General features: G+C 38.1%; 7 protein-coding genes. All 7 read left to right on the top strand.

Annotated elements, in window-relative coordinates; translation table 11 throughout:
* The first annotated feature begins 289 nt into the window (after positions 1-289).
* Positions 290-1,195, top strand: a complete 906-nt coding sequence (locus tag GK047_RS10300) for an NUDIX hydrolase (RefSeq protein WP_163945186.1) — start codon at positions 290-292, stop codon at positions 1,193-1,195.
* A gap of 22 nt (positions 1,196-1,217) precedes the next feature.
* Complete coding sequence (locus GK047_RS10295) at positions 1,218-1,715, top strand: NADAR family protein (RefSeq protein WP_163945183.1); 498 nt, start codon at positions 1,218-1,220, stop codon at positions 1,713-1,715.
* Positions 1,716-1,721: 6 nt separating this feature from the next.
* On the top strand, positions 1,722-2,585 hold the full coding sequence (locus tag GK047_RS10290; RefSeq protein ID WP_163945180.1) for a TIGR02452 family protein: 864 nt from the start codon (positions 1,722-1,724) through the stop codon (positions 2,583-2,585).
* A 21-nt stretch (positions 2,586-2,606) separates the two neighbouring features.
* Positions 2,607-2,906, top strand: coding sequence for an ADP-ribosylglycohydrolase family protein (locus GK047_RS30335; protein WP_346010314.1), 300 nt, complete (start codon positions 2,607-2,609; stop codon positions 2,904-2,906).
* Entirely contained in the window at positions 2,899-3,489 is a 591-nt protein-coding gene (locus GK047_RS10285) for an ADP-ribosylglycohydrolase family protein (protein ID WP_346010313.1), read from the top strand. Before GK047_RS30335 ends, GK047_RS10285 begins: the two co-directional genes overlap by 8 nt.
* A gap of 437 nt (positions 3,490-3,926) precedes the next feature.
* Entirely contained in the window at positions 3,927-15,845 is an 11,919-nt protein-coding gene (locus GK047_RS10280; RefSeq protein WP_163945177.1) for a non-ribosomal peptide synthetase, read from the top strand.
* A 37-nt stretch (positions 15,846-15,882) separates the two neighbouring features.
* Complete coding sequence (locus GK047_RS10275) at positions 15,883-25,707, top strand: non-ribosomal peptide synthetase (protein WP_163945159.1); 9,825 nt, start codon at positions 15,883-15,885, stop codon at positions 25,705-25,707.
* Positions 25,708-25,740: the final 33 nt, after the last annotated feature.

The following is a 25,740-nucleotide window of genomic DNA, read 5'->3' as shown; positions in this document are numbered from 1 at the left end:
GACAAAATATTGAACGACCTCATGATTTTGGTACAAATGAAAAATGTAATTTATCACAACGGATTTTCGTAGTATCAGGTTAGCCAGAAATAGCTGGTTAGCCTTTTTTTTATGGTAAAAGGTGGCGGCGATCGATTCGCTAACAAGATTTAGCTGGTTTCTCTTAGCGTTACATCCATTTTAGGATTTTGATGTTGAACTTTAGTCGGATGATGGTATATAATAACAAAATGATATTAACAATATGATAATAACAAAACAATCAAAACATATTTTCCAGGAGATAACTATGACAGACACGTCTATTCGAGACCGAAATGGTTTGACCGAACAGCAATTCTTACAAACTTATAATGTAAGTATCTATGAACGGCCTTCAGTAACCGTCGATATGCTTATTTTCACCGTGATGAATAAGGAACAAGAAAATTATAGAAAGCTCCCTGAAAAAAACTTACAACTACTGATGATTAAGAGGGGGGAGCACCCGTTTATCGGGCAGTGGGCTTTACCCGGAGGCTTTGTGTCCGTACATGAAAGCATGGATGAAGCTGCTCGCAGGGAGCTAATGAGTGAAACGAATATCGAAGATATTTACATGGAGCAGTTATATACTTGGGGAGATGTAGAGCGTGATCCTCGTACCCGTGTTATTAGCTGTTCTTACATGGCGCTTATTGACCGCACTTCATTAGAGGTTAAAGCCGGGGATGACGCAGATGATGCAAGCTGGTTCGATGTAACTCAAAGTGTTTATCAAGAGAAAAAAACGATGCTTCCCCTGGGTTATGAAATCGAGAGGCTGATTTTGATAAATTTGCGGAATGAGACTGAGATTTTGTCTGCAACAATTAAAGTTAGCGAAACGGTAATTGGCAAAGCTAGAAAACTGACTCGGGAGGTTATTCATTCACAGGGCATTGCCTTTGACCATGCGAAAATGATTCAATATGCAATCGAACGTTTACGAAACAAAATTGAATATACAGAAATCATATTTAACCTGGTGCCGCCTTTATTTACGTTATCAGGGCTGCAACAAGTTTACGAAGTCATTCTTGGGAAAGAACTTTTAGCCGCGGCGTTTCGCAGGAAAATTGCTGATATGGTTGCTGAAACCAACGAATATACCAAAGATGCGGGACATCGTCCTTCCAAGTTGTATCGCTATACACCTAAACATGATCGAATCTAAAAGAATGCGAGGAATGAAACTTATGGAAAGATACACCTTTTTTTATAGAACCCCATCCCCTTTTTCACAATGGCATCCTACCCGTTTTATCATAGAGGGGTTAACGTTCAATAGCGCTGAACAGTACATGATGTACAAAAAAGCGGTTTTATTTCATGATTTGGAAATGAGCCAAAGGATTCTGAACGCAAAAACGCCAAGAGAACAGAAGGAATTTGGACGCTTAGTAAAGGACTTTGAGAAGGAAAAGTGGGATAGACATTGTAAACAATTCGTCTACGATGCGAATTACGCTAAATTCACGCAAAATCAGGGACTATTAGAAATACTACTAGAAACCCGTGGCACAACATTGGTGGAAGCAAGTCCTACTGATCGGATTTGGGGCGTAGGCTTGTTGGAGGATGACCCGAAAATTAAAAACAGAAAATCTTGGCTTGGGAAAAACTGGTTAGGGGAAATCTTAACGCAATTGAGGGAGGACATCCTCAGAGAAAATGAGAAAAACAACATGGAGTGATGCATTATGAATATCCAATCTAATAATAGAGAAGTAAGATCCAGAATGGCAAAAGAAACGTTAGAGATTCTTGAGAGTGGTTTCTATATGAACTCATTTGGTAAGAGAAATCGGATAGAGCAGGAAGTGAGAGAATCTATCGCTGGTTCGATTCTTTATTCACCGGAAATGCTTCCCAAGCTAAAGAAGGATGCTAAGACGTTAATTAAATATGATCAAGGTATTGTACCTAATATTAAAGTAACTGATGAGACTACACTTGGTGCAGCAAGGCGACTCGTTACAGAAGAAGGTTTTGAAGATACGATTTGCCTCAACTTCGCATCTGCCAAAAATCCAGGTGGAGGTTTCCTGGGGGGAAGTCAGGCACAAGAAGAAAGTCTTGCACGGTCATCTGCTTTATACCCTTGTATCGCACAAAAGAATGAAATGTACAATTACAACCGCGGAAGGAAAACATGTTTATATTCCGACTATATGATCTATTCCCCACAAGTTCCCGTATTCCGTGAAGACAGAGGGAATTTATTAGATTCACCTTACCGCGTTTCTATGATTACAGCACCAGCCGTAAATGCAGGGGTTGTAAAAGAGCGGGAGCCTGAGAATGTGGCCAACATTCGGAAAGTGATGTTAGATCGTATCAGATATATTCTCGCAGTTTCTGCTATGCATGGACATAAAGCAATTATTCTTGGCGCATTCGGCTGTGGGGTATTCCGAAATGATCCGAAGGATATAGCAACAATATTCAAACAGGTATTAATAGAAGAAAGTTACTCGGCATTATTTGAAAAGATCGTATTTGCTATATTTGATAAATCGGAGAACAAGCATACTAAGAATGCTTTTTCGAGCATCATTTGTTAAGTAAACCAAAGGGGCGATTACATGGACCTTAGTAATAAGATCAAGGGTGGATTGTATGGGGTTGCTATCGGGGATGCACTGGGCGGTACAACAGAATTTTTCACTCGAAAAGAAATACAACAAAAGCATGGTTTTCTAACCGAAATTATCGGCGGCGGCGTTTGGGATTTGGAACCTGGGGAAGTTACAGACGATACGATGATGACTCTGTGCGTCGCAGAAGGGATTCTAGCTAACCCATCTGATCCCATGATATCCATCGGGGAAAAGTTTTTGGAGTGGTATCGTTCCGACCCCAAAGACATTGGGAATAATGATTAGAAGAGTATTAAGTTCTTATGAAGGTAATTGGTTTGAATCTGCATTTTTAGCCGATTTAGACCTAGGCCTAAGTGCTGGAAATGGTTCTTTAATGCGCTGCCTTCCTATAGGTCTATGCTATCCTAAGCTTTCAGATATTGAACATATGTCTCGCATGCAATCCAAAATGACTCATTATGATGAACGCTGCAATGAAGCGTGTGAAATTTACAATCGAATTGTGCATAGGCTCCTAAATAATGAAGACCTGCTTAGTGCTATTGAAAATGAAGTTATGAGTACACGGTATGCGTACGTTCTTACTGAGGATCCGAATTGTGAGCCAAGTGGCTTTGTCGTCCATACGTTTAATTGGATCATTCATATTCTTACTCATACGAACTCGTTTGCAGAAGTTGTACAGCAGGCAGCAAACTTGGGTGGAGATACCGACACAATTGCTGCAATTGCTGGAGGAATTGCGGGTGTATATTACGGATATGAAGGTATACCTCGTCATTACTCGAAGGCAATTATTATCAAGAATAAATTAGACAGTTTATCAGAACGTATTGTTGAACTTCGCGAAACGATAAGTGCTTAATAAAAAAAACAAAGACCAAGGTGCTTATTCATCATTAAAGTACCTTGGTCTTTGTTTTTTTATTTTACTGAAGTGAATGTTCATATTAAAGAAGTCCACTGATAATTTCCTTTAACGTTACGCGATAAATAAGAGACGTTTATATCTTGGTTAAAATGTAAAATAAAGTTTAATATAGTTAATAAATATAAAATTAACATTGTATTTCTTGATATTCCATATATTATCATGGTAAAATTTTACTTATAATATGAGGTATAAAGGGGGTTGATGAAGATGCCATGAAACTGAGTTTGGTATGGAAGAATCTTTTTTACAAAGTCAAATGAGTTGAGTATTACATATTTTACTACATATATGGGCGTACCTTCACTGAATTGTGAACGTTTAGCTCGAGTAATTAAATATAGAGGATAAGCTGTATTTGGAGGAGAGATATGTATACTAATCAATTTCTAACATTAGTAGATGTCATACAAGAGAGAAGTAAAATAACGGATCGCGGAATTCTTTTTATTGAGGCTGATAAAGTAGAAACCTTTATATCGTATGGTCAACTATTTATTGAAGCACAAGGATATTTAGGTTATTTGCAAGAAATAGGGATTAAACCACGACAAGAAGTTATTTTTCAAATACAAGAAAATAAACTATTTTTAGTAGCATTCTGGGCTTGTTTAATTGGCGGAATGATACCCGTACCTGTAAGTGTTGGCGAAGATGATGAGCATAAGTTGAAAGTATGCCGTATTTGGAAATTATTAAAGAACCCATTCATGATTGCATCTGAAAAGATATTACATAAAATAGAAAAGTTCGCTTTAGAACATGAATTATTAGATTTTCATCATGAATTAGGGGCTAAATCGGACCGTATCCAAAATAAAATCTATGATTTTAATCCTATCAAATTATATGAGCCTAAGTCAGAGGAATTGGCATTCATTCAATTCTCTTCTGGATCAACAGGCGATCCCAAAGGCGTGATGCTCACGCATCGGAATTTAATTTACAATGCATGTGCTGCTATAAATGGTACAAAGATCACTTCAAGCGATTCGTTCCTCTCATGGATGCCGCTTACTCACGATATGGGGTTAATTGGATTTCACCTCGTACCGTTGGTGGCAGGTATTCAACAGTACTCGATTCCAACCGAATTATTTATTCGAAAACCCGTTCTTTGGATGAAAAAAGTAAATGAACACAAAGCAACAATACTATCCTCACCTAATTTTGGTTATAAGTATTTCTTGAATTTCTTTCGAGAAGAAAAAACCATTGGGTGGGATTTGTCTTGTGTCAGAGTCATCTATAATGGTGCCGAACCTATATTACCTGACGTATGCCACGAGTTTTTAAACGTATTATCCAAATATCAATTAAAGAACACGGTTATGTTTACCGTATATGGATTAGCGGAAGCTTCTGTAGCGGTTGCTTTTCCAAACGTAGATGAAGAATTTACTTCTGTGTATGTACACAGAGAACATCTGAACTTCGGTGAGCATGTGGTTGAAATAGAAAAAGATGCAAAGCAGGTAGCATCTTTTGTTGCAGTTGGGAAGGCGATTGATTATTGTCAATTAAGAATCAGTAATGAAGAAGATGCAATTGTTCCAGATCATGTTATTGGAAAAATTCAAATCAAAGGGGATAACGTTACCCAAGGTTACTATAATAATCCACAAGCAACGGAGACCTTGTTGACTCAAGATGGTTGGGTCAATACAGGGGATCTAGGTTTTATAATGAATGGTAATCTCGTTGTAACAGGGCGGGAAAAAGACATTATTTTCATCAATGGTAAAAATGTATACCCCCATGACATTGAACGTGTAGCGATTCAATTGGATGGTATCGAATTAGGAAGAGTTGCCGCTTGTGGTGTCTATGATTCTAACAGCAATAGTGAAGAAATTGTCGTGTTTGTGGTTTATAAAAAACCGATTGAACAATTTGTACCCCTAATTAAAGAAATTAAAAAACACTTATCTATACACGGTGGCTGGAGTATCAAAGAAATCATTCCCATTAAAAAGTTACCAAAAACAACGAGCGGGAAAGTACAGCGATATCAGTTAGCCAAGCAATATGAAGATGGGATATTTTTAACAGAGTCCTCATTAATTAATGATAGCTTAGCGAATGATAAAACAAAGCAAATGGCTCCTATAGCAGCTCTTAGTATAGAGACCGAATTAATTTCAATATTTTCTGAAGTGCTGGTAGGGAAGAAGATCGATATTGAAGATAGTTATTTTGAAATGGGGGCAACTTCCTTACAACTGGCTCAAATTGCTGAACGTATAGAACGAAAATATGGAAAGGAGATTGCTATTACTGACCTCTTTACCTATCCGTCCATATCCGAATTAGCAAGCTATCTGGCTAGAAATTATGATGAAATCAAACATGTAAATAACGTCGTGGGGGAGCATCCGCCATCAAAAACATCATCAAAAGATATTGCCATTATTGGCATGGCACTAAATGTCCCCGGAGCATCCAATGTGAATGAGTTTTGGGGTATTTTAGAAAAAGGTGCGAATCGCATTCAAGATTATCCAAAGATAAGGGTAAAGGACGCAATGGATTATGTACAATCCATTAATAGTGAAATAAATAAAAGTCAGTTTATCAAGGGTGGTTATTTAGATCAAATTGATCAATTTGATTATTCATTTTTTGGTTTAACACCGAAAACAGCCCAATTTATGGATCCGAATCAAAGAATGTTTTTACAAACGGCGTGGCACACGATTGAAGACGCAGGATATGCAGGTGAAGATATAAATGGAAAAAATGTAGGCGTATATGTGGGTTACTCTAAAGTGGGATATGATTATGAACGGCTAGTAACGGCTAGTTATCCCGAGGAGCTTAAAAATTATATTATTGGGAATTTGCCATCAGTGTTGGCAAGCAGAATCGCTTATTTCTTAAATTTAAAAGGTCCTGCAATTACGATTGATACCGCTTGTTCGTCATCACTTGTCGCTATTCATATGGCATGTAAAGGATTGCTCGGTGGTGATTGTGAAATGGCAATAGCCGGCGGCATTAGAACTGCATTGCTACCTATAAGTATTGGATTAGATATGGAATCTCTAGATGGATTAACAAGAACCTTTAGCGAAAATGCAAGCGGCACAGGATTCGGCGAGGGTGTGGGTGCTGTATTACTGAAATCGCTACAGCAAGCCATGGATGATGGAGACCACATTTATGGGGTGATTAAGGGAAGTGCGATTAATCAAGATGGGAAGACGGTCGGAATTACTGCACCTAATCCTGAGTCGCAGACGAATGTTATTGAACTTGCCTGGAAGGAAGCAGGAATTTCTCCTGATACGCTAAGTTTTATTGAAGCCCATGGAACAGGGACTAAGCTAGGTGACCCCGTTGAGTTTAATGGACTGTGTAAAGCTTTTGAGAAATATACGGATAGGAAACAATTTTGTTCGATTGGATCTGTAAAAACAAACATCGGGCACTTATTTGAAGCAGCAGGAATAGCTGGATTCATAAAATCTTTACTCATGCTTCAAAATAAGCAAATTCCTCCGCTGGTTCATTTTGATAAACCTAATCCATTAATTAAATTTGAAGCTTCACCTTTTTATGTTAATCAAAAATTAATGGCGTTTACGGAGGAAGACAAGCCTTTAAGATGCGGGGTTAGTTCTTTCGGTTTTAGTGGTACAAATGCGCATATTGTTGTAGAAGAATTTGTACCTTTGAAAACGGAAACTAACCTGACTGTTCATGAGCATAATCTGTTTGTCCTTTCTGCCGCTAATGAACGGGCACTTGATGAGCTAGTTAGAAGTTATCAGCAATTTATAACCAATCACAATGAAGTACCAATTCAACAAATTTGTTATACAGCAAGTATAGGAAGAGCTAATTTAGACTACCGCTTGGCAATCATTGTAACCCATACACAAGAACTAAATGAAAAATTAAAACGGATCGAACTTGGAGAGCGTAATCTTACAGATGTTTATTTTGGTTATGGAAAAAAAGATAAAAAGTTGATTTCCGATCATTTGTATAAACAGGCAACTAAAGAATCATTAAATCAATTAGCGGAGTTGTTTACCCAAGGGAGAGTTGTGGATTGGGAGAAATTGTATGGTTCTACGGTCATTCGCAAAATTCCACTGCCGTTGTACCCATTTGAACAGACACGGTGTTGGATTGAAGTTAAACATCCGATACCAACAGTCATCCTTGCAGAGAAAAAGGAGGTTCAAAAGGGGGTTCAAACGGAGAAGCATACAAATGGCATTGAATTAAAAATTAAAGCGAGTATCAGTCATGCTTCTGGAATTAAGTTGAATGATTTAGATGAGCATACTCATTTCCTCCAAATGGGATTAGATTCGATTATTCTCATGCAAATTCGGACAGATATAGTAGAATTGTTCGGTTTGGATATCCCAATGGATATGTTTTTTGAAACGTTGATTAACATTAATCGGTTAGTTAAATATGTTTCTGAGAATGTATATGTTAAAAATGAAGAGGAATATACAGAAAATCATGCAATAGTGAACAATACGACTGTACAGGCATCTGCAAATGTTTCTGAACAAATTGTTCTTTCTGCCATTCATCTGATGGAATCGCAATTAAAAAGTTTGAATTTACTAGTAGGCGACCAAATAAATGCTATTCAACCCCCTTTTTTGGAAGTTAAAAATAATGAGGGCAAAGAAATCAAAGAAATCAAACAATCTGCGCAATCTAAGGGAGCCAAGCCATTTATACCTTATCAATCATTAAAAATTCATGAAGAAAGTGGATTTTCAAATCTTCAGAAGCAGTATGCAGAACAGTTCATTGCGAAGTATACCGCAAAAACAAAAGGTTCTAAGTTAAGAACAGATCAAACTCGGTTTGCTCATGCTAATAATCGCAATGTAGCTGGATTTCGTTCTTATTGGAAAGAAATGGTTTATCCCATTATTTCTATAAATGCGGATGGTTCGAAGATATGGGATATGGATGGGAACGAGTATTTGGATCTAACGATGGGATTTGGTGTCAATTTATTCGGTCACAATCCATCATTTATTAAACGTGTAATGGTAGAAAGTATTCAAGACAATTTGCCTCCATTAGGCCCAATGTCAGACTTAGCAGGAGACGTCGCAGAAAAAATTTGCGATATGACAGGTGTAGAACGTGTCGCATTTTATAATTCAGGTACAGAGGCTGTAATGGTTGCTTTACGCTTAGCGAGAGCAGTAACGGGACGCTCTAAAATTGTATTGTTTTCAGGGTCATACCACGGTACGCATGACGGTGTGCTGGGTGTAGCAAATCCTGAGAATGTTTTATCTCCTGCGCTTTCAATGGCTCCAGGTATTGTAAAAAGCTTCATGGATGACTTAATTATTCTTAATTATAATCATCCAGAGTCACTAGATATCATTCAAAGACTTGGTGATGAATTGGCTGCTGTACTTGTGGAACCGGTGCAAAGTCGAAGACCTGATGTGCAGCCAAGACAATTTTTGCAGGAACTTAGAGAGATTACACAACGATTTGGAATAGCACTTATTTTTGATGAGGTGATAACTGGATTTAGAATATCGTTAGGTGGAGCGCAAGCATGGTTCGGCGTTCAAGCAGATCTCATTACGTATGGAAAAGTGATAGGTGGCGGGATGCCTATTGGAATCGTTGCAGGCAAAGCCGAATTCATGAATGCGGTGGATGGCGGAATCTGGCATTTTGGTGATCAGTCCTATCCGTCAGCTGCGGATAAGAAAACTTTTGTCGGTGGCACATTTTGTACCCACCCCCTTGCGATGAGAGCAACGTTAACTGTGCTGCAATATCTTCAATCAGAAGGAGAGAAATTATATAAAAAATTAAATGAAACAACGGATTATCTTGTGAAAGAGCTAAATGAGTTTTTCAAAAAGTCTAATGTACCCATATATATGGTAAACTATGGATCGCTTTTTAGATTTATTTCGTTTGGGGATTTGGAGATGTTTTTTTATCATTTAATATATAAAGGTTTATATATATGGGAAGGGCGTAACTGTTTTGTCTCCACCGTGCATACGATGGATGATATGAACACCATCATTAAGATTGTGAAAGAAACGGTGTACGAACTTTGCGAGGTTGGATTTATATCCGTGGACACGCCTATCCAAACTCGGATGATGGGAAATGAAACTATTCAGGCTGCTTCTTTGTTAAAAGAACCACAAGAATATCAGCTTTCTTTAGAGCAAAAGCATCTTTTACTGACATCATTACATGGTGAAGATGCTAGTGCTTCATTCAACCAAAGCATTATTTTAAAGATGACAGGGCATGTAGATGCTCCAATATTGAATCAGGCAGTGAACCATCTTGTACATCGTCATGATGCTTTGAGAACGAGGATTCATGTAGAGAGTGAAACACAACAAGTTAGATCCGTCATGGAATTTCAGTGTGCATGCATAGATTTCTCAGAAGACAGTAATGTGGATCAAGAACTGGATATTTCCAATTGGTTATCTAACGATGCAAATAAAGCATTTGATTTACTGTCTGAGGAGCCTCTATTTAGAATCAGTTTGCTTAAAAAAGCAACGAATCAATATCTCATGGTGCTTACCTTTCATCACATTATTGTAGATGGTTGGTCAATTGCTGTATTCATTCAAGAGTTAGAAAAAACCTATTCTGCTCTTATTCGAGGGGTTCCTATTTTATTTCCCGAAGCCACGCCTTTCCGTGAGTTTTTAAAATGGCAACAGATTGAACATGAAAAAGGTGCTTTTACGCAAGGACTTCAGTATTGGAAAGAGCAATTTTCCTTATCATTCCCCCAATTAAATTTACCCACGGTGCGATCTCATGATGTTAATAAAGGATATTCTGGAGAAAGATATTCATTGAAATTGGATCGTCAATTAACAGAATCATTGCGAACATTAAGTATAAAGAATAAGAATAGTTTGTTTGTAACCATGTTTGCAGCTTTTCATTTATATTTGCATCAGCTAACAGGTCAGTCTCAGCTTGTTATTGGTATTCCTACAGCGGGGCAGTCCCATATGAGTAAAAATCTGCTTATTGGCAATTGCGTCAACATGTTACCTGTTCACACGACTGTTCAAACGGAGCAATCCATTTTGGACAATATCATTCATATCAAGGAAACGCTAGCCCGTGTGATGCAGCATCAGGGTGTTCCGTTGACAATCGTCTCAGAGCAGCTTTCTAATATGCCAATACCGGATATGCGCATTTTATTTAATATGGACAGAACGATTCATAATTTTCATTTTGAAAGTATCAAGACCGAGTTTATCGCGTATCCCATTAAACACGTTTCTTATGATCTATTTCTTAATATTACAGATGTTAGCCATGATCTATGTTTGGATTTTGATTACAATACCGATGTCATTGGATATGAGATCATGAAATTGTGGTCAGAAGGATTTGTTGGTCTGCTACAAAAGATGGTGACTAATCCATTGGCTGAAATTTCGTCCTTATCGTTATTTTCGCGTGAACGACAAGAGAGTTTACATGAAGAGTACAGCCGTTTTGTTAATGAGCGTGAGCGGATCTCCAATGATATAACTTTGTTTGAAAAGCCAGTAAATGATACGGAGAGAAAGTTGGCACTTATTTGGGGAGAACTGTTAACCGTAGATAAAGTGGGGAGAAATGATCATTTCTTCGATTTAGGCGGGAATTCGCTCAAGGCAACGGTTATGCTTGCAAAAGTACATGAACAGTTAAATCATAAAATTTCGATTGTGCAATTTTTTAAGAATCAACATCTGAAGGAACTTGCTAGTTTAATTAGGGGCGACAAAGAAGAATTCATACCTATTGAGATACTAGAAGGTAAGGATTTCTATGAAACATCTCCTGCCCAGCAACGGATATACTTTCTAGATGAATTCGAGCCTAACAGCATTTTTCAAAACATGTGCGGGCATATCACAATCACCGGAAATAGTGACGAACGCAAATTGATTGCATCATTGCAAAAAATGATACAGCGTCATGAAGCATTTCGAACAAGTTTTCACCTTGTAGACGGAGAACTTTACCAAAAGATTGCTCCATCCGTTGATTTTGAAGTAAAAAGGTCTCAAATGAGTGCTAGTCAATTTGATCATTATGTTAAAGAGTTTGCACAACCATTTGATTTATCAAGTGCTCCATTAATTCGTGCTGAATTTATTCGAGTAGGCCATGATCATGTCGAAATGCTCATCGAGATGCATCATATTGTTTCAGATGGATATTCCGTTAGCATTCTCGCTAATGAACTTATGGATGATTATGACGGAAAAACGATTGCGGAAATTGAGGTTACCTACAAAGACTTTGTAGCTTGGCAGAAACATATTATGGCGGAAGAGTCTTTTAGGCAGCAAGAACAATATTGGCTGGATCAATTTAAAGGAGAGATTCCAAACCTTAATCTGCCTACTGATTTTGTACGAACGCCATATTTGACTTCTACAGGGTCAAGACTTTCATTCTTGGTAGACAATCCTTTGAAGGCGTCGTTGGAAAAGCTTGCAAAGCAAACAGGAACAACGTTATTTATGGTTTTACTGGCAGCGTATAATGTGTTACTTCACAATTATTCGGGCCAGGAAGATATTATTGTAGGTACGCCTACTTCAGGAAGAAATCACCCAAATGTAGAAAAAATGATAGGTGTATTTATTCAGACAGTAGCGATTAGATCGCAGCCGGTTGCGAATAAATCGTTTCGAATGTATCTCGAAGAAATTAAAAAACAATCCCTTGATGCATTGGATAACCAAGACTACCTTTTTGATAGGCTTGTGGAGAAATTAAATACACATCGTGATACAACGGGGACAGTGCTCTTTAATACGATGTATATCTATTTAAATACAGCGCTAAATCAAAGAGAAGAAGATGATTGCACGTTTCGGGTTAAAGAATTGAATGTTGGCGTATCGTTGTATGATTTCATGTTAATCGTTGAAGATGACAACCAGTCCATGGATATGCATTTTAATTATAAGACGGAATTATTTGCACAAGACACAATCGAGAGGATGAAAACCCATTTTATCAACATACTTAGAAGCATTGTCATCGATCAAGACGTTTCGTTGTCAAACATCCAAATGTTGTCTCAAAGTGAACAAAACTATCTTCTCTATGCGTTTAACGACACAAAGCTAGACTATTCACGAGATAAGACGATACAAGAGCTGTTCGAAGAGCAGGTGAAGCGAACACCCGATCAATTGGCAGTCGTATTTGGGGAGCAGAAATTGACGTACCGACAGCTGAATGAACGAGCGAATCAGATAGCGCGAACTTTAAAAGCGGAAGGTGTAGATGCAGATCAATTAGTAGGTATCCTGACAGAGCGTTCGATAGAGATGATAATCGGCATCTTTGGGATTATGAAAGCGGGTGGGGCCTATGTGCCGATTGATCCGGATGCTCCTGAAGAGCGTATCCAGTATATCTTGAATGATTCGGGAGCAAAGTTGGTAGTCACTCAAGGACATCTTAAACAGGTTGTATCTTTCAATGGAACTTATGTGGATTTAAATGATAAACAATCCTACGCAGATGAGTTATCAAACTTGGAGGTAGCAAGAAATTCTAAACAATTGGCTTATGTGATTTATACCTCAGGTACAACAGGAAAGCCGAAAGGTGTGATGATTGAGCACCGTCAGGTTCATCACTTAATTAAAGGGTTGTACAGCCAAGTTATTGATGATCATGATGAAAATTTGCATATCGCGTTACTGGCGCCTTATTATTTCGATGCATCGGTTAAGCAAATTTTCGGCGCATTACTGGCCGGTCACTCTTTGTTTATTGTGGATCAAGAAACGATACTTGATGGACAAGGTTTATTGAATTACTATCGAAACAACCAAATTGATTTAACAGATGGTACGCCTGCACACTTGAAATTACTTTTAAAATCTTACGACGTTCAAGGGATTTCGCTAAAATACATGCTGATTGGAGGAGAGGCTCTTCCTCAGCAAAGTGTGGTTGAATTAACATCGTTATTTGCTATAAACCACATAACGCCGCCAACGATTATAAATGTGTACGGTCCAACAGAATGTTGTGTGGATGCTGCTACATATAAAGCAGTGCCAGAGCAACTAGAGTCAGAGAATAGTCGAGCTTACGTCCCTGTTGGTAGGACATTAGGAAATAATCGTCTGTACGTTTTGAATAAAAATGAACAATTACAGCCTGTGGGAGTAGCAGGGGAATTGTGCATTTCTGGCGATGGAGTAGGTAGGGGTTACCTAAATTTACCGGATCTTACTGCTGAGAAGTTTGTAAGCGACCCGTTTGTGCAGGGAGAAAAAATGTACAAGACGGGCGATTTAGTAAAATGGCGTCCCGATGGAAACATTGAGTATTTAGGACGAATGGATCACCAAGTAAAAATTCGAGGATATCGAATTGAAATAGGAGAAGTAGAAGCAGCGCTGTTACATATAGCCTGTGTAAAAGAGGTCATTGTCATTGCACAAGAGGCTGATAACGGGGATAAGTCGTTATGTGCCTACTTCACAGCGGAGTACACGCTAACAGTTAAAGAAATTAAAGAAAAAGTGTCAAGTGATTTACCGAGTTACATGGTTCCATCCTACTTTATACAATTGGATCAAATGCCGCTAACACCGAATGGGAAGATTGATCGTAGATCGCTCCCTGTTCCAGAAGAAAATATACAAACGGGAAGAGAATATGTAGAGCCTCGAACGCTAGTGGAAGAACAGTTGTTATCCATTTGGCAGGATGTGCTTGATGTAAAAAAAATAAGCGTAAAAGATCCTTTCTTTGATGTTGGTGGGAATTCCTTACGAGCAACAAAGTTAGTATCTAAAATAAATCAAAAAATGAATCTCGGCATATCTGTAAGAAACGTATTTGAATTACTTACAATCGAACAGATGGCTCAGTTCATTGATCCTATGGAGCGGAGTGTATTTGTATCCATTCCTGAGGCTGTGGAGAAAGAATACTACCCTATTTCTTCAGCACAAATGAGAATGTACATTATGAGCGTAAAGGGCGGTAAAGAACTCATTTATAACATGTCTGGCCAATTCATAATAGAAGGAACGCTTGATCGTATGAGGTTAGAAGATTCGTTTCAACAATTAATTCGTCGTCACGAATCTCTTCGAACGGCATTTAAATTAATACACGGAGAACCGAAACAAATTATACATCCCGAAGTAAACTTTGAAATTGAATGTATAGTGTCAACGGGAGGAGATGCAGAAGCTCAAATTCGGAGTTTTACTCGTGTATTTGATCTTAGTCAAGCACCTCTTATGAGAGCGGGGTTCATTGAACTTGAACCTGAACGTCATATCCTGCTTGTAGATATGCATCATATCATTTCAGATGGGTTATCTGTAAATATTCTAATGACTGAAATTAGTCAGTTGTATAAGGGAGCCGAACTGCCACCTCTTCGGATTCAATACAAGGATTATACGGAGTGGCAACAGGCTCTCATTCAAAGTGATCAGATGAAAAAGCAGGAAAAATATTGGCTTGATGTGTTTAGGGGAAGTATCCCTCTATTGGATATGCCAACAGACTATGAGAGACCTGTATCCCTAAGCTACGAAGGAGATGTATTCGAATTTGTAATTGAGGAGCAAATGCTAGAAGGTTTAAGAGAAATGGAAGCTCTGACAGGAACGACGCTTTACATGATTGTATTGGCAGTCTATACCGTCCTTTTATCCAAATACAGCGGACAGGACGACATCATAGTTGGAACACCAATTGCAGGAAGGACGCATGCAGAGTTAGAACCGATTATTGGCATGTTTGTGAATACATTAGCCTTAAGAAATTATCCGATAGGTGCAAAAACGTTTACTGCGTACTTGCTTGAAGTCAAAGAAAATATGTTAAACGCATATGAAAATCAAGATTATCCCTTTGAAGAATTAATCAAGAAAGTGAATATAACAAAGAATGCAAATCGGAATCCGTTGTTTGACACGATGTTTGTGTTACAAAATACAGATGTCACGGAAATTCAAATGGATGCTGTAACCTGCAAACCGTACGTTCAAAATAATAAGATAGCTAAATTTGATTTAACCTTATTTGCGAAGGTTTCTAATCTTAGACTGGAAGCGGCTTTTGAATTTAGCTCGAAATTATTTGAAAAGCCAACGATTGAAGCCATGTCAAAAAATTTATTGTTAATATTCACAACTGTTTTACAGAACCCGCATATTGAAATCAATAAGATTAAGTTGGTTGAAGAATTAATAAGTAGGGATACATTAGCAGATTTAATTGAAGTGGATTTCTAATTACGGGTTATTATTTTATTGAAAATTGAGGTGCTATATGTCTGTTTTTAGAAAACAAGAGATTTTTTGGGAGAATCAGTTTGGAAATGAGGATTATCTTATTCACTTGCCTTATTCTAAAACGACGTTAAAACATTTGGGTGATAGTCATCTACACAATTTTATTTATAGCCCTTTGTCGTACGATGTTTCGCAAAAAATTAAGTCGATATCCAAAAAAGCTAATATGGCGATCTTCGCGATTTTATTAACAGGAGTTAATTGTCTACTTCATAAATACACGAGTGAGACCAATATGATTGTTGGTATTCCAACGATTGATGAAACGTACAATGACCTTTCGCTTTCAAATAAATTTCTAATTTTAAAAAACAATCTAAATCGTACTACTTCATTCAAAACTTTGTTTAATCAAGTGAAGGTAGGTTTAAGTGGAGCCATCCAACATCAAAGAATACCTTTTAGAAAAATGGTTGAACATTTGAATTTACAATATGATTCGAACCACTTACCTATTATTCATACAATGGTTTCATTAAATGAAATTCATTCCTTTCATTATGCAAATGGCGTAAATTCAGATGCTATTTTTCACTTTGATCTGGAAGATGATTCCATCCATTTAAAACTCTTTTATAATGAAAATCGTTATGATAAAGAATTTATGATTCAAGTTATTGAACAGCTAGACAAATTATTTTCAGTCGTTTTAAACCAACCTGATCTGGAGATAAATAAAGTGGATTTGCTTTCAGAGATCCATAGAAATAAGTTATTATTTGCTTTCAACGATACAGCGGCAGGATATTTACAGAACAAGACGATGCATCAGTTATTTGAAGATCAGGTGGAGCGAACGCCTGATCATGTTGCTGTGGTTTTTGAGAGTAAACAATTAACGTACAGAGAATTAAATCAACAATCGAATCAATTGGCTAGGACGCTTAGAATCAAAGGTGTAGAAGTTGGTCAGTTAGTTGGCATTATGGTAGAACGCTCGTTAGAGATGATCGTAGGTATGTTCGGTATTCTGAAAGCTGGCGGAGCTTATGTTCCAATTGATCCAGAATATCCAGAAGAACGCATTCATTTTACATTAGAGGATTCGAAAGTGAAATGGTTGTTGCTGCAAAGCCATTTACAGGAGCGCGTTAATTTTACTGGGACATGTATTCTTTTGGATGATGAAGAAAGTTACAATAGCAATCGTTTGAATCTGGAGCACGTAATGAGTCCGCATGAACTGGCTTATGTGATCTATACATCGGGAACAACTGGGAATCCTAAAGGGGTTATGATCGAACACCGCAGTATTGTTAATTCCATTCAATGGAAATCAGAATTTTATAAATTTACTGGGGAAGATCGGGTATTAATGCTGAATCCATTCGTTTTTGATTCGTTTATTACTCATTTCTTTGGTCCCATTATCTCTGGATCTACGGTATATGTGTTAAACCAACAACAATGTAAAGATGCTGTAGCTATCAACACCATGGTAAAGAAGCAGGGAATCACGCATATACAAAGTCCTCCTAGTTTTTTGATGACCTTATTAGAAAATGTGAACGCAGAAGACTGGATTTCGATGAAAAATGTCGTCGCGGCAGGAGAGAAGTTGCTCCCCGCCTTAATACACAAATTAAAGCGCATCAATACGAACATCGAAATTTGCAATGAGTACGGACCAACCGAAAATAGTGTTGTATCAACGGCTCTTTCTATTCATTACGCAGATCAAAACATTTCAATCGGAAAGCCTATTGCCAATCATAGAGTCTATATATTAGGGGAGCAAAACGCCTTGCAGCCGATTGGTGTCCAGGGGGAATTATGTGTAACAGGAGCGGGACTTTCTAGAGGTTACTTAAACCGACCGGACCTTACGGCGGAGAAATTTGTAGATGATCCGTTTGTTTCTGGAGCAAAAATGTACAAGACAGGCGATTCGGCAAGATGGTTGCCAGATGGGAATATTGAATATATTGGACGGATGGATCATCAAGAGAAAATTCGCGGATACCGGATCGAGTTGGGTGAAGTGGAAACGGCACTTTTAAAAATAAACATTGTTCAAGAGGCAGTGGTCATTGCAAGAGAAAATGAAGAAGGAACGAAGCAATTATGCGCTTACCTGGTAGGGGCAGATGCAATAACTATAGGAAAGCTGAGAGAAGAGCTATCCCAGCAGCTGCCAAACTACATGATTCCGTCCTATTTTGTACAACTTGACCAGATGCCACTTACGCCAAATGGAAAAATTGACCGCAAAGCGCTGCCTGCTCCAAAAGAACATATGTTAAAGGGAACGGAGTACGAAGCACCACATACTTATGTAGAACAACAACTCGTATCCATCTGGGAAGTCGTATTGGGAGTTGAGAAAATTGGGATTACGGATAATTTCTTTGAGCTTGGTGGGGATTCTATTAAATCCATTCAAGTTTCTTCGAGGTTATATCAAGTGGGCTATCAGGTACAAATGGAACATTTGTTTAAAAATCCAACGATAGCAAGCTTAATTCCCTATGTTAATCCGATTAGCTCGATGTCAGAACAGGGGATTATAACTGGGGAAGTGATGTTAACCCCGATTCAGATTTGGTTTTTTGATCAATACAAGATAGATGCCCATCATTATAATCAATCTGTTATGTTATATCGGGAAGAAGGGTTTCACGTAGGCACGCTTCACCGAGTATTAAATAAAATTTGCGAGCATCATGATGCGCTCCGTATCGTATACCGTCAAACGGAAAGTGGTTTTGAAGGATGGAATAAAGGGACGAGTGAGGAGCCGTTATATAGCTTTGAAGTGATGGATCTTAGCCAAGTAGCAGATCCTTCTCAACGGATAGCGAATAAAGCAGCTGAAATTCAAAGCAGTATTAATTTGTCCAAGGGACCCTTGCTTAAGTTAATTTTGTTTCAATGTGCAGATGGAGATCATCTATTGATCGTTATTCACCATTTGGTCATAGACGGGGTTTCATGGCGAATTTTGATAGAAGATATCTCGGTGGGATATGAGCAATTATGGAATGAAGCGCCTATTCAACTCCCTCAAAAAACAGGGTCATTCCAATTATGGGCCGAGCAATTGGGGTTGTATGCAGGCAGTGAAGCAATGAAGCAAGAGCTTGAATATTGGAATAAAATAGAACAAGTGGTGTTTAAGCCGTTACCTAAAGATGATGAACAGGATCATGCGCTAGTCAAAGATAGTGAAGAAATAACCATGGAATGGACAGCTGAAGAAACCGAACAACTATTAAAACAAGCAAACCGGGCCTATAAAACGGAAATCAACGATTTGTTGCTAACGGCGTTAGGCATGTCTATTTATGATTGGACAGGCATTGATAAAGTTCTTATAAATCTGGAAGGGCATGGAAGAGAGCAAATTATACCAGATCTTGATATTTCACGAACGATAGGATGGTTTACGAGCCAGTATCCGATTGTCTTGCCTATGGAAGCAAGCTCAAATATGTCCCACCTCATCAAGACAATCAAAGAAAATCTTCGTCAAATTCCAAGAAAAGGTATTGGTTATGGGGTATTGAGATATTTAACTGGAAACGAGGAAGATGTTCAATTTAGCGCGAATCCAGAAATTAGTTTTAATTATTTGGGACAATTTGATCAAGATATTCAAAATAGTACGATGCAGATATCCCCGTACGCTAACGGGGCAACAGCCAGTGGAAACCATACAAGAAATCATCTTATTGATATGAACGGTCTTATTATGGAAGGGAAATTGTCACTTTCACTTCGTTATAGCCGCACGCAATATCGAAAAGAAACGATAGATCACTTAACTAAATTATTCAGAGATCGGCTGCAAGAAATTATTAGGCATTGCGTATCAAAAGAGAAGTCAGAACTAACACCAAGCGATGTTTCGTTAAAAGGAATATCCATCGACGAGTTAGAACGATTTGTACAACAGTCAGCGCACATTGGTGAAATTGAAGATCTATATGCTTTATCGCCAATGCAAAACGGCATGTTTTTCCATCATCTACTTCATTCAAGTTCGAATGCTTATTTTATTCAAACGACGCTCGATCTACATGGGCCTTTAGATATGGAGTCTTTTACGAAGAGCTTGAATCTTCTCATACAACGAAATGCCATTTTCAGAACTAATTTTCATAGTAAGTGGAAGAATATACCGTTGCAAGTCGTATATCGTAATAAACAGAATGGACTTATCTATGAGGATTTGCGTGAAATGAATGAGGAAGACCGCGAAGCGTATATGGCATCTTACACGGAAGAAGATAAAATAAAAGGTTTCGATTTGTCTCAAGACGTGCTAATGCGCATATCGATCCTACGTACAGATGATCAAACCTACCGCTTTATTTGGAGTTATCATCATATTTTGATGGATGGATGGTGTCTATCGCTTGTTATTAAGGAGCTTTTTGAAGGTTACTTTGCTATACAAGAACAAAGAAAACCTGAGAAAAAGCAATTGATTCCGTACAAACAATATATCGAATGGCTAGAAAGGCAAGATAATGAAAAAGCTTTGAAATATTGGAGTAACTATTTGGAAGGTTACGACGAGCAGACCACTTTGCCGAAAGAACATACAATAACGAAGCGTGAAGAATATCGTTCTGAGCATCTCATTTTTACGCTAAGTAAACAATTGACAGGGCAAATGGCGCAAGTTGCCAGTCAGAATCAAGTTACGCTTAATACATTCATGCAGACTCTATGGGCAATTTTACTGCAAAAATATAATGGAAGCGAAGATGTTGTATTTGGGAGTGTTGTTTCGGGCAGACCGCCGGCCATAGTAGGTATTGAAAGCATAATTGGCTTATTTATTAACACAATTCCAGTACGTATTCACGCCCAAGGAAATGAAGCATTTACAGAAGTTATGAAGAGGAATCAAGAGCAAGCAGTTGCTTCGCATCATTACGATACGTATCCCTTATATGGCATTCAAGCTATAACACAGCAAAAACAAAGTTTGATTGATCATATATTGGTGTTCGAAAATTATCCCGTACAAGGAATTATGGAACAATTTGGGGATCGTGAAGAGACAGCTCTTCAGATTACGAATGTAGAAGGGGATGAACAAACGAGTTATGATTTTAACCTGATAATAAAACCAGGTGAAGAACTGAAATGGCTGTTCTATTACAACGCAAACGTCTATGATCGAGCAAACGTAGAACGAATTCGAGGTCATTTGCTACAAATCATGGAGCAAGTGATCAAAAATCCACAAATCAGTATAAATGAAATTGAATTGATAACACCACAAGAGAAAACTCAAATTTTAGAAGAGTTTAATGATTCCATGGTTGAAAACCCATTAGAGAAGACGATTCACGGGCTCTTTGAAGAGCAAGTGGTACGAACTCCTGAACAAGTGGCGGTTGTATTTGAAGATAAATCTTTGACGTATAAAGAACTGAACGACAAAGCGAATCAATTGGCAAGAACGCTGCAATTCGAAGGGGTGCAAGCCGATCAGTTAATCGGGATTATCGCAGAACGATCGTTAGACATGATCATTGGCATCATCGCGATTATGAAAGCTGGCGGAGCCTATGTGCCGATTGACCCCGAGTATCCAGAGGATCGTATTCACTATATGCTTGAGGATTCGGGCGCACCTGTACTATTATTGCAGAATCATTTACAAGAACGTATATCATTTGCAGGTAAGGTTATCTTGCTAGACCAGCCTGAGTTTTATCATGAAGATGATTCGAATTTGGAATTAGCCGTTGCGCCAACGGGACTAGCGTACGTGATTTATACGTCCGGGACGACTGGCAAACCGAAAGGTACGTGGATTGAACATAAAAATGTCGTTCGCTTATTGTTTAATAGTCAAAATTTATTTGATTTTCATGCATCAGATACATGGACATTGTTTCATTCATTTTGTTTTGATTTCTCCGTATGGGAAATGTATGGGGCCTTACTCTATGGCGGGAAATTAGTTGTCGTTCCGCAAATGACGGCAAAAAGTCCAGACCAATTTCTACAGCTGCTAAAAAATGAACGAGTGACGATATTAAATCAAACACCAACTTACTTCTACCATCTCCTTCAAGAGGAATTACAAGATCGTGGAAGTGAGTTGAAATTAAGAAAAGTTATTTTTGGAGGAGAGGCACTCAGTCCATTGTTATTAATGAATTGGAGGTTGAAATATCCCTTAACACAGTTGATTAATATGTATGGAATAACCGAAACGACGGTTCATGTTACCTATAAAGAAATAACAGAAATAGAAATACAAGCAGGGAAAAGCAATATTGGAAAACCGCTCCCAACTTTGCAGACTTATATTTTGGATAAACAACAACGACATCAACCTATTGGCGTGCAGGGAGAGTTATATGTAGCAGGTGAGGGGCTTGCTAGAGGGTATTTAAACCGTCCTGATTTAACAGCAGAGAAATTCGTAGATAACCCATTTGTTAGGGAAGGGAAGATGTACAGAACGGGAGATGCTGCGAGATGGCTGTCAGATGGAACGATAGAATATCTAGGACGCATGGATCATCAAGTCAAAATTCGGGGTTACAGAATTGAGCTTGGTGAAGTGGAAACAGCGCTCTTGAAAATAGATTCTATTCAAGAAGCAGTGGTGATTGCACGGGAGAATGAGGATGGGTCGAAGCAATTGTGTGCGTATTTCAAAGGAGATAGCTTGCTAGCAGCTAAGCAAATCAGAATGGAACTGTCTCAAGAAATCCCGGATTATATGATCCCATCTTATTTTGTTCAATTAGAGCAGATACCACTAACATCAAATGGGAAAATTGACCGTAAAGCATTGCCATCTCCAGTCGAAAGCTTGCAAAAAGGTATAGAGTATCTGGCTCCGCGAACCTTTATAGAACAAACGATAACCTCAGCATGGGAAGCTGTGCTTGGCGTTCAAAATATTAGCCTATTAGATAATTTCTTTGAGCTCGGAGGCGATTCGATTAAATGCATTCAAGTTTCCTCGCGATTGTTTCAAGCGGGTTACAAAGTTGAAATGAAGCATTTTTTCACATATCCAACTGTAGCAGAACTAAGTTTACACGTTAAATCAGTAAGCACAATTTCTGATCAAGGGGAAGTTACGGGGCAAGTGATGCTCACACCGATTCAGCGCTGGTTCTTTGACCAAAACATGGTGGATGCACATCATTACAATCAGGAAATGATGTTTTATCGAGAAAAAGGATTTGAAGTCAGTTTCATTCACAAGGTGATGAATAAGATCGTTAAGCATCATGATGCTCTTCGTATGGTATACGGCCAGGCGGCTGGAGGCGGGTATGAAGCGTGGAATCAGGGGATAGATGCCGAAGAATTATTCAGTCTCGAAATCATGGACCTTAAAAAAGAAGATAGCCCTGCACAATTCATTGAAAATAAAGCGAAAGAAATTCAGAGCAGCTTAGATTTGTATCATGGGCCCTTAATGAAACTAGGCTTGTTCCAATGTCGTGAAGGAGATCATTTACTAATTGTCATTCATCATCTAGTCGTAGATGGAGTTTCATGGCGTATTTTATATGAAGATATTCAAACAGGATATGATCAACTCTTACGAGGTCAAGAAATTCTACTTCCACAGAAAACGGCTTCGTTTAAGCTATGGGCAGAACAATTGTCTATTTTTGCAAATAGCCCTGCAATGGAGCCAGAAATTAACTATTGGAATTGTAAGGAGCAGGTAGAAATAAAACCGCTACCTAAAGATTATGATTATGATACCACTTCAGGGAAAGATAGTGAAACGATAACCATACAGTGGACAGATGAGGAAACCGAGCAATTATTAAAGCAGACACATCATACGTATAATACGGAAATTAATGATATATTACTAACGGCACTTGGGATGGCCATTCATGATTGGACAGGTATGGAAGAAATCGTTGTGAATTTGGAAGGGCATGGTAGAGAGCAAATCATTCCAGATATGGATATCACGCGCACAGTGGGATGGTTTACGAGTATGTATCCTGTGATACTTACAATGGAAGCTGCTAGAGACATTTCGAAGAGGATTAAGACGGTTAAAGAAGGATTACGCCAGATACCTAACAAAGGTATTGGTTACGGGATTATAAGGTATTTGTCTCAGTCTCATGAAGCATACACGCTTGAGCAATATCCCGAAATTAGTTTCAACTATATGGGACAGGTGAATCAGGGTACGGAAAATGAGGGAATTAAATTTTCATCTTATGTGAGTGGCCCGTCTGTAAGTGAAAACAACAAAAGGCCGTTTTTACTTAATATAAATGGGATCGTTATAGATGGGAGGCTGTCGCTCACAATGAACTACAGTCGAAGACAATATCGACGAGAAACGATGGAGCAATTGGCTTATTACTTTAAAGAAAGTCTCAAAGAAGTAATTGTACATTGCGTAACCAAAGAACGCACCGAGCTTACGCCAAGTGATATTTCATGCAAGACGTTAACCATTGAACAACTTGATCAATTAGTGAAACAAACACAACACATAGGTGAAATAGAAAATGTGTATTCATTAACGCCGTTACAGAAGGAAATGCTGTTTGAAAGTGTACGAAATCCAATTTCGGGAGCTTATTTTGTGCAAATCATGTTTGATATGAGCGGAGATTTCGATGCTGCATCTTTTGAACTGAGCTTAGATCATTTAATGCAAAGACATGCTATATTAAGAACTAATTTTGATTGTGACTTCATGGACACCCCTTTGCAAATCGTTTATCAAGCGAAGAAATTCGAATTTAACTATGAAGATTTACTTGATAGGAAAGAGCTTCAACGTGAGGCGTATGTTAACGAGTATATCCAACAAAATAAAGGAAGAGGATTTGATTTACAACAAGATTCTTTAATTCGCATGTCTGTTTTACGAACGGAAAATGAACAATACCGTGTCATTTGGAGTTTTCATCATATTTTGATGGATGGTTGGTGCATGTCTCTTGTAAGTAAAGAAATTTTTGAAAATTACTTTGCTATTAGAGAGAAAAGAAAACCTGAAGTGACTCTACTCACACCGTACAGCCAATTTATAGAGTGGTTAGAACAACAAAACAATGAAGGAGCAATCAAATATTGGAATCAGTACTTGGATGGTTATGTAGAGCAAACGAAATTACCTGGGGAAAAAACCCAAACGAAGAGTGGAAGGCAAGATTCCAAATCTCTAATCTGCTATTTAGATGATGCGCTGGCCCAGCAAATGAAACAGGTAGCGGAGCAGAATCAGGTTACTATTCACACGTTAGTGCAAACGGCTTGGGGTATTTTATTACAGCAATATAATGAATGTAACGATGTTGTGTTCGGTAGTATTGTATCCGGTAGACCGCCTGTTATTCCTGGTATAGAAAGCATGATTGGACTATTTATAAATGCAATCCCTGTTCGTATTCAATCAAAAGGAGAAGAATCTTTTAGATCATTAATGAAAAGGACCCAAGCACAAGCGCTTGAGTCTCATGCATACGATACGTATTCCTTATATGATATTCAAAATTTAACTAAGCAAAAGCAAGCTTTGATTAACCATGTTGTTGTCTATCAGAATTTCCCTGTAGAAGAGCAAATGGAGAATTTGGGCAAAAATGACGAAAAACCTCTCGAAATCAGGAATGTAGAGTGTGCAGAACACAATAGTTTTGATTTTACTTTGATCGTCAAACCCCACGATAAGATGAAGATGATATTGCTATACAATGCAAATGTTTATGACTTATCAACCGTAGAACAGATTCAAATTCATTTTATCGAGATGATTAAACAAGTGGTAACGAACGCGAAAGTTAGCATAAATGAGCTTCGATCGATGACATCGATGACAACAATTTAACCCACAGAACAATGGAGTTCAACTTTCGCCCTT

Origin of the sequence: Paenibacillus sp. SYP-B3998 (assembly GCF_010820665.1) — a bacterium.
In the GTDB taxonomy this organism is placed as follows: domain Bacteria; phylum Bacillota; class Bacilli; order Paenibacillales; family NBRC-103111; genus Paenibacillus_E.
The sequence above is the reverse complement of the archived record's forward strand: the minus strand, read 5'-3'. Positions and strand labels throughout refer to the sequence as shown.